At 69.1% G+C, this 13,831-nt stretch carries 10 protein-coding genes; 4 read left to right on the forward strand and 6 right to left on the reverse strand.

All coding sequences use genetic code 11. From position 1 onward, the window contains the following. Nucleotides 1–32: 32 nt before the first annotated feature. Nucleotides 33–1,556, forward strand: a complete 1,524-nt coding sequence (locus EDD92_RS35380; RefSeq protein ID WP_123968054.1) for an amino acid permease — start codon at nucleotides 33–35, stop codon at nucleotides 1,554–1,556. A gap of 12 nt (nucleotides 1,557–1,568) precedes the next feature. Here the strand turns inward: EDD92_RS35380 and EDD92_RS35385 are convergent, their stop codons facing one another. Together EDD92_RS35385 and EDD92_RS35390 are read right to left on the reverse strand one after the other, a co-directional pair. Beyond that, complete coding sequence (locus tag EDD92_RS35385) at nucleotides 1,569–1,943, reverse strand: NTP pyrophosphohydrolase (RefSeq protein ID WP_123968055.1); 375 nt, start codon at nucleotides 1,941–1,943, stop codon at nucleotides 1,569–1,571. Nucleotides 1,944–1,978: 35 nt separating this feature from the next. After that, nucleotides 1,979–2,869, reverse strand: a complete 891-nt coding sequence (locus tag EDD92_RS35390; protein WP_123968056.1) for an NAD(P)-dependent oxidoreductase — start codon at nucleotides 2,867–2,869, stop codon at nucleotides 1,979–1,981. Between the two features lie 129 nt (nucleotides 2,870–2,998). Between EDD92_RS35390 and EDD92_RS35395 the strand changes: the two genes are divergently transcribed. The 3 genes from EDD92_RS35395 to EDD92_RS35405 all read left to right on the forward strand — a co-directional run bounded on the left by EDD92_RS35395 (nucleotide 2,999) and on the right by EDD92_RS35405 (nucleotide 7,301). Continuing rightward, complete coding sequence (locus EDD92_RS35395) at nucleotides 2,999–4,015, forward strand: hypothetical protein (protein ID WP_123968057.1); 1,017 nt, start codon at nucleotides 2,999–3,001, stop codon at nucleotides 4,013–4,015. Nucleotides 4,016–4,326: 311 nt separating this feature from the next. After that, on the forward strand, nucleotides 4,327–5,595 hold the full coding sequence (locus EDD92_RS35400; RefSeq protein WP_123968058.1) for a nucleotide sugar dehydrogenase: 1,269 nt from the start codon (nucleotides 4,327–4,329) through the stop codon (nucleotides 5,593–5,595). Further along, nucleotides 5,592–7,301 carry a glycosyltransferase gene (locus EDD92_RS35405; RefSeq protein WP_260326965.1) on the forward strand — a complete coding sequence of 570 codons (1,710 nt, stop codon included), beginning with the start codon at nucleotides 5,592–5,594 and terminating at the stop codon, nucleotides 7,299–7,301. The genes EDD92_RS35400 and EDD92_RS35405 overlap by 4 nt, the downstream gene beginning before the upstream one ends. A gap of 39 nt (nucleotides 7,302–7,340) precedes the next feature. Here EDD92_RS35405 and EDD92_RS35410 read toward each other — a convergent pair whose 3' ends face one another. The 4 genes from EDD92_RS35410 to EDD92_RS35425 all read right to left on the reverse strand — a co-directional run bounded on the left by EDD92_RS35410 (nucleotide 7,341) and on the right by EDD92_RS35425 (nucleotide 13,761). Beyond that, nucleotides 7,341–8,783: a polysaccharide deacetylase family protein gene (locus EDD92_RS35410; protein WP_123968059.1), complete on the reverse strand. Its 1,443-nt coding sequence runs from the start codon at nucleotides 8,781–8,783 to the stop codon at nucleotides 7,341–7,343. Nucleotides 8,784–8,814: 31 nt separating this feature from the next. After that, nucleotides 8,815–10,239 (reverse strand): cellulose binding domain-containing protein, encoded by a 1,425-nt coding sequence (locus tag EDD92_RS35415; protein ID WP_123968060.1) that lies wholly within the window; start codon nucleotides 10,237–10,239, stop codon nucleotides 8,815–8,817. Between the two features lie 172 nt (nucleotides 10,240–10,411). Beyond that, nucleotides 10,412–12,538, reverse strand: coding sequence for a 3-hydroxyacyl-CoA dehydrogenase NAD-binding domain-containing protein (locus EDD92_RS35420; protein WP_123968061.1), 2,127 nt, complete (start codon nucleotides 12,536–12,538; stop codon nucleotides 10,412–10,414). Then, on the reverse strand, nucleotides 12,535–13,761 hold the full coding sequence (locus EDD92_RS35425; protein WP_123968062.1) for an acetyl-CoA C-acyltransferase: 1,227 nt from the start codon (nucleotides 13,759–13,761) through the stop codon (nucleotides 12,535–12,537). The genes EDD92_RS35420 and EDD92_RS35425 overlap by 4 nt, the downstream gene beginning before the upstream one ends. Nucleotides 13,762–13,831 lie beyond the last annotated feature (70 nt).

The following is a 13,831-nucleotide window of genomic DNA, read 5'->3' on the forward strand; positions in this document are numbered from 1 at the left end:
GTCGAGGACGACGAAGTGTGGGAGGTAAGCCCGTGAGCAGCACCCTCTTCCGGACGAAGAAGGTCGAGCAGTCCATCCTCGATACCGAGGAACCCGAGCACGCGCTCAAGAAATCCCTGTCCGCGCTCGATCTGACGGTCTTCGGCGTCGGCGTCATCATCGGTACCGGCATCTTCGTTCTCACCGGCACGGTGGCCAAGAACAACGCCGGCCCCGCCGTCGCCCTGGCCTTCGTCGCGGCCGGCGTCGCCTGCGGGCTCGCCGCGCTCTGCTACGCCGAGTTCGCCTCCACGGTCCCGGTGGCCGGCTCTGCCTACACCTTCTCGTACGCCTCCCTGGGTGAACTGCCCGCGTGGATCATCGGCTGGGACCTGGTCCTGGAGTTCGCGCTCGGTACGGCGGTGGTGGCCGTCGGCTGGTCCGGGTACATCGCCTCGCTCCTCGACAACGCCGGCTGGCATCTGCCCGAGAGGCTGAGCGGCAGAGAGGGGGCGCACGGCTTCGGCTTCGACATCCTCGCCGCCGCCCTCGTCCTGGTGCTGACCGCGATCCTCGTGATGGGCACGAAGCTCTCCGCGCGGGTCACCTCCGTCGTCGTCGCCATCAAGGTGACCGTCGTCCTGACCGTGATCGTCGCGGGACTCTTCTTCATCGAGGGTGACAACTACCAGCCGTTCATCCCGAAGTCGCAGACAGTGGAGGCGGGCGGCAGCCTCAAGGCCCCGCTCATCCAGCTGATGTTCGGCTGGGCACCCTCCAACTTCGGCGTGATGGGCATCTTCACCGCCGCGTCCGTCGTCTTCTTCGCGTTCATCGGCTTCGACGTCGTCGCCACGGCGGCCGAGGAGACCAGGAACCCGCAGCGGGACATGCCGCGCGGCATCCTCGGTTCGCTCGTCATCTGCACGGTGCTGTACGTCGCCGTGTCGATCGTCGTCACCGGGATGGAGCACTACACCAAGCTGTCCGTGAGCGCCCCGCTCGCCGACGCCTTCAAGGCCACCGGGCACCCCTGGTTCGCGGGCTTCATCAGCTTCGGCGCCGCCGTCGGACTGACGACGGTCTGCATGATCCTGCTCCTCGGGCAGACCCGGGTCTTCTTCGCGATGAGCCGCGACGGACTGCTGCCGCGCTTCTTCTCGCACGTCCACCCGCGGTTCAAGACCCCGCACCGGCCGACCATCCTGCTCGGCGTGATCATCGCGATCGTGGCGGGCTTCACCAGCCTCAGCGAACTCGCGGAACTCGTGAACATCGGCACGCTCTTCGCGTTCATCGTCGTCGCGATCGGCGTGATCATCCTCCGCAACACCCGCCCCGACCTGCACCGCGCCTTCCGCACCCCGTGGGTCCCGGTCATCCCGATCCTGTCGGTGTGCGCCTCGCTGTGGCTGATGCTCAACCTGCCCGCCGAGACCTGGCTCCGGTTCGCCATCTGGATGGTGATCGGCTTCTTCGTGTACTTCCTCTACGGCCGCTCCCACAGCCGTCTCGCACGCGGCGAGCAGACCGGGGTCGGCGAGGTCCTGAAGCCGCCGGGCCGGGAGGGGGAGTAGCCGACTCCCTTGTCATGCAGGCCTGACGGTACGAGGTCCCGAGACCTCAGCCCCCAACTCCTGCACCCTGCGCCGCAGTTCCCGGTCCGCTGTCACCACCAGGACCGGGCGTTCCCCCGCCCCGGCGACCAGGTCGACCATGTGGTCGTCCCCGCTGCCCGGCGCCGACTCGACCTGGACGCCGGGCACCGTCTCCACCCCGCGCGCCGCCCCCTCCACCACGAGGACGATCTCCACGGGACCGGAGTGACCGGGAAGACCGTCGGCCGCGAGCCGGTCGCGGAGGCGTTCCGCGGCCCCCCGCCGGTCACGCCACCAGCCGTCGGGCACCGACCCGACGACGTTCGCGGCGTCGACGATCACGAGCAGGGGGTCGCTCTCACTCATGCGGCAAGGTTCGCACAACCGCCGCTGCCGGCTGCTCAGTCCACCGGCTTCTCGTCGAAGCTGGCGTAGTACGCGGCGGCCATGTCCTCGTCGCCGTGTCCCTGCGCGGCGGCCCGCTCCATGCGCTCGGCGGTCGCGGCGGCCACGTCCAGGCGGACACCGTTGTGCAGACCGGCCTCGACGATCAGACGGGCGTCCTTGGCGGCCGTGGCCACCGCGAACTGGGCGGGAGACAGCTGGTCGTTCAGGACCAGTCCGGCCTTGGCCTTGAGATAGCCCATGTCGAGCGGACCGCCCGCGATCAGGTCGAAGAAGTTCTTCGGGTCGACACCGAGCGCCCGGGACAGGGCCAGCACCTCACCGGTCGCCGCGGTCGCGGCGAGGACCCAGCTGTTGGCGACCAGCTTCAGCCGGGTCGCGCTGCCTGCCGCCCCGTCGTCCCCGGTCCACAGCGTGCGGGCGCCGACCGCGTCGAACACCGGCTCCACCGCCGCCCGGCCCTCGACGGGCCCGGCGGCCAGCACGGTCAGCTGCCCGGCCTCCGCGGGCTGGCGGGTGCCGAGCACCGGGGCGTCGAAGAAGACGAGGCCGTGCTCGTCGGCGAACGCGGCCAGTTCCGCGATCGCCCCGATGCCGGCCGTGGTCGACTGCACCCATGCGGCGCCGGGGCGCAGCGCGGGGGCTGCCTCGCGCATGACGTCCAGGGCGGCAGGACCGTCGTAGAGGATGGTCAGGACGACATCGGCGCCCTGGACGGCCTCGGCGGGCGTGCCGGCGATGTGCGCTCCGTCGGCGGCGAGCGGCTCGGCCTTGGCGCGGGTGCGGTTCCAGACGCGGACCAAGTGGCCGGCGCGGGCGAGGTTGCGGGCCATGGCGGCGCCCATGATGCCGGTGCCGAGGACGCTCACGGTGAGCTGGTCGGTCATGAGATCGGCTTCCTTCTCACTGTTGCTGTGGTTGCTGAGGAACAGCCTGCCCGCTCGGCGTCCGGCCGCACGCACCAGGACGCAGGGGCCGGGCCGCGGCCCGCGTGTCGCCCCGCTTAGAGTGAAGCGGTGAACGGCGACTGGCTCCTACGCGGCCGTGACGGCCGGCTCAGTGTCTACCTCCCCACGGACGACGCCCTCCTGTGCCGGGCGGAACGCTCACCCGGCGGCCCCTGGACGGACGCGCACCGGGTCGGCGGCGAGCAGAGGCTGCACCCGTCACCCGCGGTCGGACAGGGCAGCGACTCCTACGCCCATCTGGTCTCCTGGCGGCCCACCGTGTCCGGCGAGGCGGGCCTCGTGCACTCCACCCACTTCCGGCCCCGGCTCGCGGCCCTCGACTGGACGCCGGTCGGGCACCCCGACAAGAAGGGAGCCCGCACCGGCCCGCCCGCCGTCGCGGTCGACGCCGAGGGACGTGCCCATGTATTCGTCCGCAACAACGGCGGCGGGGTGAGCATGGTCGCGCAGAGGGAGAAGGGCGGCTGGGACCCCTGGCGGGACCTCAAGGGGCGTGACGTACAAGGGGAGTTGGCCGCGGTGACGGGGGAGTCGGGGCGCGTCGAGGTGTACGCGGCCGTCCCCGGCGGCATCCTGCACTGGCGGCAGGAGGAGGCGGGCGCCCAGCCGGGCCTGGAGGAGGCGATGGAGGCGCCGGTCCGCCCGGACACCCTGTACGCGCTGGCCACCTCCCCGGACGGTACGACTCTCTTCTACACCGACGAGTCGGGCGACCTGTGCGCCTGGCGCCCCGGCACCAAGCCCGTCACCCTGCTGCCCTCCGCCGGGCCCGGCCCCGTCTCCGCGGTGCGCTGCGAACTCGACGGCCACGACTGCACGTTGCTCGCGCAGCGCTCGGCGAGCGGCCGGGTCGCCTTCGCCGCGTACCCGACCGAGCAGGAGTCGGCCGGTGCCTGGTGGACCGAGTCGGGCCCGGCCCTTCCCGCGGACGCCGCGGTGTCCCTCGCGGTGGACGAGGACGGCCGCGTGGTGGCGGCAACGTTGTCCCCGTCGACCGGACAGCTCCTGCTCACCCGCCGCAAGGACGAGCCGGGACTGGCGCTGGAGGCCTGGCGGGAGGTCTGACGCCCTGCGGTTCAGCGCCTCGTCGGCTTCCGCTTACCGCTGCGGCCGGTTCCTGCCGTCGCCTGGCGCGTGACCCAGGTCGTTCCGTTTTCCAGCCGAACGGGATCACATGGGGGCAGTTAGTGACAGGAGACACCCAAGGTATGGAAAAGGTTGTACAGATGTGTGCGTGACAAGAGGCACTTGAAGCGCTTGTGGTGACGATGTGAAGATCTTGTTAGCCTTCCCCAACTTGTTCGATTTTCTTCGCGCGGGTGGCCGAGAGCCACCCGCGCTTCTGTTGCCGTGCCAACGGGGTTGGGAATGATGTCGTGAGCAGATCCTCTGCGGTGGATCTTGTCGTTGTCGGGCTCGGTTACGTAGGACTCCCGCTGGCCCGCTCGGCCGCCGCGGCGGGGCTGAAAGTGATCGGGCTCGACCGCAGCCGGAACGTCGTCGACGGTCTGAACTCCGGCCGCTCGCACGTGGACGACATCACGGACGCCGAGGTCGCCATGATGCTTCGGCAGGGCTTCGAGGCCGTGGACCGGCCGGAGGTCATCGCCGGGGCCGCCGCCGTCGTCATCTGTGTGCCGACCCCGCTTACCGAGTACGCCCCGGACCTGACCGCGGTGAACGCCGCTGTCGAGGACATCGCCGCCCACCTGGCGCCGGGCACCCTCGTCGTGCTGGAGTCCACGACGTACCCCGGCACCACCGACGAAGTCGTCCGCCCGCGCCTGGAGGCCGGCGGTCTGAAGGTCGGAGAGGACTTCCACCTCGCCTTCTCGCCCGAGCGCATCGACCCGGGCAACGCGGACTTCGGCCTGGAGAACACGCCCAAGGTCGTCGGTGGCGTCACCGCCGACTGCACCAAGGCCGCCCGCGCCCTCTACGAGCGGTTCGTGACACGTGTGGTCGAGGCCAAGAGCACCCGCGAGGCCGAGATGGCCAAGCTGCTGGAGAACACCTACCGGCACGTGAACATCGCCCTCGTCAACGAGATGTCGATGTTCTGCCGGGAGATCGGCGTCGACCTGTGGGACGCGATCCGCTGCGCCTCCACCAAGCCCTTCGGCTTCGCGCCCTTCTACCCGGGCCCCGGAGTCGGCGGGCACTGCATCCCGATCGACCCCAACTACCTTTCGTACAAGGTCCGTTCGCTCGGGATCCCGTTCCGTTTCGTGGAGCTCGCGCAGGAGATCAACCAGCGCATGCCCGTCCACGTGGTCAACCGGGCCGCCGATCTGCTGAACGACCAGGGCAAGGCGGTGCGCGGCGCCCGCATCCTACTGCTCGGCGTCACCTACAAGCCCGACATCTCCGACCAGCGGGAGAGCCCGGCCCTCGCCGTCGCCGAGAACCTGCTCGCACGCGGCGCCGAACTCGTCTACTTCGACCCGCGCGTCGAGAACTGGACGGTCGCCGGCAGCCCGGTCGAGCGGGCCGAGGACTACCTCGCCGCCGCCGAGACCGCCGACCTCACCATCCTGCTCCAGCCCCACCGGGAGATCGACCTCGGTCTGCTGGCCGACCGCGCCCGGGCGCTGTTCGACACCCGGGGCAAGTCCGCCGAGCATCCGCGGGTGGTCAAGCTGTGACTGCCGACGATACGTACATACCGAGCGCCGTCGACTCCGGCGGCCGCCGCGCGCACCGAAAGCGCCGGCACCTGAAGGTCTCGTACTTCGTCTTCCTCGCTCTCGCCGCGCTGATCGTCACCCGGCTCGACGCGGGCTCCCTCCACCTCTACTCGCTGGGCGCCATGGGCCTGCTGGCCCTCAAGATGTTCGGCGCCCTCTTCTACCGTCCGGCCAAGGCCGGGCGGGAGGAGCTGGAGTACCTGGAGAACGCCTGGGTCACCGCGGTCATCCCGATCTACAACGAGGACCCGGTGATGTTCGAGCAGGGCATGCGCAGCCTCCTCGCGCAGAGCCGCCTGCCGAACGAGATCCACATCATCGACGACTGCAGCGCCGATGCCGGCGGCATCCGTGCCGCGAAGAAGATGCGCCGCGAGTTCGAGGCCCGCGGTGTGAAGTACACCGTCAGCGTGCAGCCCGAGAACAAGGGCAAGCGCGAGGCCCTGGCACTGGGCTTCGAGGCGGCGCCGTACTCGGACATCTTCCTGTGCGTGGACTCGGACACGATCCTGTCCCGGGACACCGTCCGCGAGCTGCTGCTCCCGCTGGCCGACGAGAAGATCATGGCCTCCACCGGCATGGTGCTGGCGCTCAACCACGACAGCAACATCTTCACGCGACTGCAGGACCTCAGGTACGGCAACTCCTTCCTCTTCGAGCGGGCCGCGTACTCCCGTCTGAAGTCGGTCCTGTGCTGCTGCGGCGCGCTCTCCGCGTACCGCGGCACGCTGGTGCGCAAGTACCTCCCGGACTTCCTCAACCAGCAGTTCCTGGGCAAGCCGGCCGTCTTCGGTGACGACCGCCGCATGACCAACTACTGCCTCATGGAAGGGCAGGTCGTCTTCCAGGAGACCGCCGTCGGCTACACGGCCGTCCCCGAGAAGCTGCCGCACTTCCTGCGCCAGCAGGTCCGCTGGAACAAGTCCTTCTTCCGCGAGTCCCTGTGGGCCTTCACGCACCAGAAGAAGTACCGCCCCGCCTTCTGGCTGACCTGTATGGAACTCGCGCTGTGGCTGGTCTTCGGCACGGCGATGTTCTACTCGATGGTCATCACGCCGATCATGCATCCGGACCGCTTCGTCGCCCACATCGGCGACTACCTGGTCTTCATGGTGCTGATGGGCTACCTCCGCAACGTCCGCTACCTCGACTTCCCGCGCCGTGGCATGGGCTTCATCAAGCGCTTCGGCATGTTCCTGCTCGCGCCGGTCTACGGCGTGATCCAGCTGACGCTGCTGACCCCGCTCCGCTTCTATGCCCTGCTCACCCTGCACAAGGGCAGCTGGGGCACCCGGCAGGCCGGCGTCGAGGTGTCCGTGGCCGGCGATCACGAGGCCGACATGACGGAGATCTTCGAGGAAGAGGACCCGTACTCCGACAAGAAGGTCACCGAGACGCTCCAGCTGATGCGTCTCGAGGGCGCGGCCCTGCGCCGCACGGCCCACCGCGTCGCCCCCGCCATCCCCAGCCAGCCGCAGCCGCTGACCGGCTACGACGAGCAGCACGCCTACGCGCCCCAGCAGCGGGTGTCCTGGGGGACCCCGGAACCACAGTGGCAGGGCGGACAGCACGACCCGTACCACAACGGGCAGGACCTCAACCACCAGGACCACCAGGGCCAGTACGTCGATCCCTCCTGGCAGCAGGGCGGCCAGGGCTGGTGAGCGTGAGGGGGCGGCTGTGGCCGCCCCCTCGGCCGTTCCCTACGTGTAGTACGCCATCGCCTCGGCCACCGTCAGCACGGGAATCCCCCGGTCGGCGATCGCTTTCATCAGCGTGTCCAGGCCCGCCCTGCTGATTTCCGTGCTGGCCGCCGGAGCCCCGTCCACCACCCGGTGAAGACAGAGGATCAGCCAGTCGCCGCTGTGCGCGCACCGGTCGAGCCGGCCGCCCGCCGCGGTCAGGTTCGCCAGCGCCGTACCGCCGATTCCCGAGCCGTCGTTGATGCCGGTGAGCGCCTTCAGGCGGTACGGCATCGCGGGCGCGAAGGACTCGATGGTCTCGGAGACGATCGACCGGGCCGTGGTGAAGTGCCGGCTCGCGATCTGGTCCACCGGCACGCCGTCCGTGGTCTTCTCGAAGGCGCCGTGCGGATAGGCGAAGTGCTCGCTGGTGAAGCCGTTGCCGACGAGCCATTCCCGCAGGGTCCGCAGATCGTCGTCCACCTGCTGAGCGGTGAGGGTGCTGTAGCTCGCCGTGTGGGCGCTCGTCGCGTACGCGTGCCCGGCCATCTCCCAGCCCGAGAAGTCCTGCAGCGACCGCATCTGATCAAGCGTCAGAAAGGAGCCGCTGCCGATGGCGTCCGCGATGTTGTAGACGGTGCCGGAGCAGCCGTACGCGTCCATCACCGGCCGGGCGAGCCCGTGCACGGAGGTGTGCGAGTCGTCGAAGGTGATCGAGACGACGCCCTTGGGGAAGACGGACGAGGTGTCCGGGATCAGCTCGACGGCCTGGAGGTGGTACGTCACCGGGCCGCCCGCGTTGTCGTACACCGCGAAGGACATGTCGGTGAAGCCGGTCGTGGTGGACGGCACTCCGGCGGACGAGATCGAGTACGTCCCGGCCGCGCTCGTGACGTCGGCCCACTGCAGGTGCACCGTGACCCATTCGCCGGACTGCACGTAGTTCGTGGCGGTGGCGGAGTGCGTGTGGAACTGCCAGAGGAAGTGGTTCGCGAGTGAGCCGGTGCCCAGGTAGAAGGACATCTTCGACAGGTGGGCGGTGTCGTCGACCCGCAGGACGAGCCGGACCGCCTTGCCGGTCAGGCTCGTCGCCGCACCGCCGAGCCTGCGGACGTACGACTGTTTTCCTGCGCCCGTGGTGGTCACCCGCACCGACTGGGTACCGCGCACGAACAGCGATGTGTCGTTCACGTCGGCGGAGGAGGTGCCGGTGCCGGCGGCACTCCAGCCGTGCCCGGACTGGAACTGCTGTGACCAGGTGGCGCGCCGGTATCGGGGACGGCGACCGGAGGGAGCGTATGGCGGTGGTGTGCCCAGGCTCCCCAGGCCGGCAGCGGCCGCCGGGCCGGCCGAAGCGGTACTGAGCGAGGCACCGCCGGCCGTCACCAGCCCCGCGGTTCCGGCCAGTCGCAGTGCGGACCGGCGGCTCAACCCCTGTGCGTCCAGGGCCTTTTCACGGCTCATACGTGCCCCCCATTCATACTGGCCCCCCGGCTCAGGATGTGGTGTTGAAGTAGTTCAGTCCGTTCTCGCTGTAGTTCTTGACCGCCGCGTCGACGTCGTCGAGCGACATCGCGTCCTTGGCGTTGTAGTAGAGCCAGTCGACCTTCATGTCCCAGGCGCGCTCGCCGCCCTTGAAGGGCAGGTCGATGAACCAGGTGTTGAAGTTCACGGACATGCCCGCGCGCGGGGCGTACTTGCCGCCGGCGCTGTAGATCTTCTTGCCGTCGACGCGGTAGGTCACCACGCCGTCCTTGACGGTCATCACGACGGTGTGCCAGCCGGCCAGGCTCTTGACGGTCGTGTTGTACACACGGTCCTCGACGGTGTGCCAGGTGACGTTGTCCAGCTTGGGGCCGAGCCGACCCCAACCCCCGTTCGGCAGGTACTCGTTGTCGAGCTCGCTGTATGCCGAGCCCTTGCCGCCGATGGTGTAGAAGGTCTGGTTGACGTGGTCGCCGTTCCTGCCGGACGTGGGGTCGTCGCTGAAGTGGATCCGGGCGGCATACGTCCCGGAACGGAACTCGCGCCCCGAAGTGCCCACACTGGCCTGCTTGGTGCCGGCCTTCGTACCGTCCGTGCGGGCACGGAGATTGAGCACCTGGCCGTCGCCCAGGGCGTCCTCCTCGGAGGGGAAGGTGACGCCGTCGGCCGACCACGTGTCGTGGATGCCGGGCCCGCCGTCGCTCGTGCGGACCAGCCAGCCGTGCTTGAACAGCGCGGGGTCCTTCGGGCCGGTGTAGTGGAAGTTGTCGAAGAGGACACCGGAGGGGACGGTCGGCAGGGGGCGGCCGGCGGTCTTCGAGGCGCTCTTGGAGTCGTCGGGCTTCGTGCCGTCCGGCTCCTCGCCCCAGGCGAGAGTCCCGCGCTTGTACGCGGTGACCGTCTTCGACTCCTTGTACGTCGTCTTCTCCGCGTCGAAGGAGCGGTCGTTCGACTGGTCGAGCTTCTTGTGGTCGACGCGGTACAGCTGGACGTCGATGCCCTTGCTGTTGGCGCCCGGCTGCAGCGTGCCCGCCCCGTCCGCGAACCTGAGCTCGAGGTAGTGGTCGGCGGTCCCGGTGGGCTTGTCCAGCTCGACGACGCTCCCGGCGATGCCGGAGCAGCCGAAGGCGGCCTGGACGCAGTTGAAGGCGTACGAACCGCCGTCCGCGGTGAAGTAGTACCGCAGCGTCACCTCACTCAGCGGCAGCGGCTTGTCCGAGTTGTTGAAGACCTCCAGCGAGGGCTCGGCCGCCGTGGCCGCCGCGGGTGTGGCCGTCCGGTACCGGACGGTGAGCTCGGGCTGGTCCGGATTCGCCTTGCGCCAGATCGGATACAGCGCCGTGGCGCCCGCGGCCACAACCGCAACGAGAAGGAGCAGCTTGACCTTGGGCCACACCCGACGTCGGGGTTGTTGGCGGCGGCGGGTGGACGCCACGGAGTTCCTCCGCAGGAATCGATACGTTCCGACCCGTCTCTGATCAGGAACGGCAAATGAATGTGAAGAATGTGATCTGACTGTGTGGAGATCCTAACGGTAAACGCACGGCAAAGGGGGCGGGCCGCCCGGATCGATACCGGGCAGCCCGCCCCCTTTCAGGGCAGTGCCGTTACGCAGGGACGCTCGCCACACCCGGCGCCAGGAACTTCTTGCCGTTCACGCGCTCCGAGACACCCTCGCGGTCCAGGTACGGCGTGATGCCGCCCAGGTGGAAGGGCCAGCCGGCGCCCGTGATCAGGCAGAGGTCGATGTCCTGGGCCTCGGCGACGACGCCCTCGTCGAGCATGAGCCCGATCTCCTGGGCGACGGCGTCGAGGACGCGGTCACGGACCTGCTCCTCGGTCAGGACGACGTCGCCCTGCTTCAGCAGCGCGGCGACCTCCGGGTCCAGCTCCGGCTTCCCGCTGTCGTACACGTAGAAGCCGCGCTTGCCCGCCTTGACGACGGCCGCGAGGTTCGGGGAGACCGTGAAGCGGTCCGGGAAGGCCCGGTTGAGGGTCTCCGAGACGTGCAGACCGATCGCGGGACCGACCAGCTCCAGCAGCACCAGCGGGGACATCGGCAGACCGAGCGGCTCGACGGCCTTCTCGGCGACCTCGACCGGCGTGCCCTCGTCGATGACGTTCTGGATCTCGCCCATGAAGCGGGTGAGGATGCGGTTCACGACGAACGCCGGGGCGTCCTTGACCAGAACCGCGGTCTTCTTCAGCTTCTTGGCGACGGCGAAGGCAGTGGCCAGCGACGCGTCGTCGGTCTGCTCGCCGCGCACGATCTCCAGGAGCGGGAGGATCGCGACCGGGTTGAAGAAGTGGAAGCCCACGACCCGCTCGGGGTTCTTCAGCTTCGACGCCATCTCGGAGACGGACAGCGAGGAGGTGTTGGTGGCGAGGATCGCGTGCGCCGGGGCGACCGCCTCGACCTCCGCGAACACCTGCTGCTTGACGCCGATCTCCTCGAAGACGGCCTCGATGATGAAGTCGGCGTCGGAGAAGCCCTCGGCCTTGTCCAGCACACCGGTGACCAGGGCCTTGAGGCGGTTGGCCTTGTCCTGGTTGATACGGCCCTTGCCGAGCAGCTTCTCGATCTCGGCGTGGACGTAGCCCACACCCTTGTCGACGCGCTCCTGGTCGATGTCGGTCAGCACGACCGGCACCTCGAGGCGGCGCAGGAAGAGCAGGGCGAGCTGCGAGGCCATGAGGCCCGCGCCCACGACGCCCACCTTGGTGACCGGACGGGCCAGGTTCTTGTCCGGCGCGCCCGCGGGGCGCTTGCCACGCTTCTGCACCAGGTTGAACGCGTAGATGCCGGCGCGCAGTTCGCCACCCATGATCAGGTCGGCGAGGGCCTTGTCCTCGGCGTCGTAGCCCTGCTGCAGGTCGCCGTTCTTGGCGGCGGCGATGATGTCCAGGGCGCGGTAGGCGGCCGGAGCGGCGCCGTGCACCTTGCTGTCCGCGATGAAGCGGCCCTTGGCGACGGCCTGGTCCCAGGCCTCACCGCGGTCGATCACCGGACGCTCGACCTCGACGTCGCCCTTCAGCACCTGAGCGGTCCAGATCAGCGACTGCTCCAGGAAGTCCGCGCCCTCGAAGATCGCGTCCGCGATACCGAGGTCGAAGACCTGCTGACCCTTGAGCTGCTTGTTCTGGTTCAGGCTGTTCTCGATGATCACCGAGACGGCCTTGTCGGCACCGATCAGGTTCGGCAGGATCGTGCAGCCGCCCCAGCCGGGAACCAGGCCCAGGAAGACCTCGGGCAGCGAGAACGCCGGGAGCGCCTTCGAGACGGTCCGGTACTTGCAGTGCAGACCGACCTCGACGCCACCGCCCATCGCGGCGCCGTTGTAGTACGCGAAGGTCGGGACCGCGAGGGCCGACAGGCGCTTGAAGACCTCGTGGCCGCCCTTGCCGATGGCGAGCGCGTCCTTGTGCTCCTTGAGGAGCTCGACGCCCTTCAGGTCCGCGCCGACGGCGAAGATGAACGGCTTGCCGGTGATGCCGACACCGACGATCTCGCCGGCCGAGGCCTCCTTCTCGACCTGGTCGATGGCGGTGTTGAGGTTCGCCAGCGAGGCCGGGCCGAAGGTGGTCGGCTTGGTGTGGTCGAAGCCGTTGTCCAGCGTGATCAGGGCGAAGCGCCCCGCGCCGAACGGCAGGTCGAGGTGGCGTACGTGCGCGGACGTCACGACCTCGTCCGGGAACAGCTCGGCCGCGCCCTTCAGGAGTTCGGTGGTGCTCACTTGTTGCCTCCGGCGTCCTTGTGGTTCGGGTTCTCCCAGATCACCGTGGCGCCCATGCCGAAGCCGACACACATGGTGGTGAGGCCGTAACGGACCTCCGGCTGCTCCTCGAACTGGCGGGCCAGCTGCGTCATCAGACGGACGCCGGAGGAGGCCAGCGGGTGGCCGTACGCGATCGCGCCGCCGTACTGGTTCACACGGGCGTCGTCGTCGGCGATGCCGTAGTGCTCCAGGAAGGCGAGCACCTGGACGGCGAAGGCCTCGTTGATCTCGAAGAGGTTGATGTCCTCGATCGACAGGCCCGCCTTGGCGAGGGCCTTCTCGGTCGCCGGGATCGGGCCGTAGCCCATGACCTCCGGCTCGACGCCCGCGAAGGCGTACGAGACCAGGCGCATCTTGACCGGCAGGTTGTTCTCGCGGGCGAAGTCCTCGGAGGCGATGATCGAGGCGGTCGCACCGTCGTTCAGCCCGGCCGCGTTACCGGCGGTGACCCGGCCGTGGACACGGAACGGCGTCTTGAGACCGGACAGGTTCTCCAGCGTCGTACCCGGGCGCATCGGCTCGTCGGCGGTGACCAGACCCCAGCCGGTCTCACCGGCCTCCGCGTTCGTCCGGCGGACCGAGATCGGCACCAGGTCCTGCTGGATCTTGCCGTTGGCGTACGCCTTGGCGGCCTTCTCCTGCGAGCGCACGGCGTACTCGTCGGCGCGCTGCTTGGTGATCGTCGGGTAGCGGTCGTGCAGGTTCTCCGCGGTCATGCCCATGAACAGCGCGGACTCGTCGACCAGCTTCTCGCTGACGAAGCGCGGGTTCGGGTCCACGCCCTCACCCATCGGGTGGCGGCCCATGTGCTCGACACCACCGGCGATGACGGCGTCGTACGCACCGAAGGCGATCGAACCGGCGGTGGTGGTGACCGCGGTCAGCGCACCGGCACACATGCGGTCGATTGAGTAGCCCGGGACCGACTGCGGCAGCCCGGCGAGGATGCCGGCCGTGCGGCCGAGGGTGAGCCCCTGGTCACCGATCTGCGTGGTCGCGGCGATGGCGACCTCGTCGATCTTCTTCGGGTCGAGACCGGGGTTGCGGCGCAGCAGCTCCCGGATCGCCTTCACGACGAGGTCGTCGGCGCGGGTCTCGTGGTAGATGCCCTTCGGGCCCGCCTTGCCGAACGGGGTACGGACGCCGTCGACGAAGACGACGTCCCTGACGGTACGAGGCACGATGGCTCTCCTCCAGATGCGGGATGGCACTGCTGCACGGCGCAAGCGCAAGCGCTGAGCGCGCGCTCAG

The organism is Streptomyces sp. TLI_185 (genome assembly GCF_003814765.1).
In the GTDB taxonomy this organism is placed as follows: domain Bacteria; phylum Actinomycetota; class Actinomycetes; order Streptomycetales; family Streptomycetaceae; genus Streptomyces.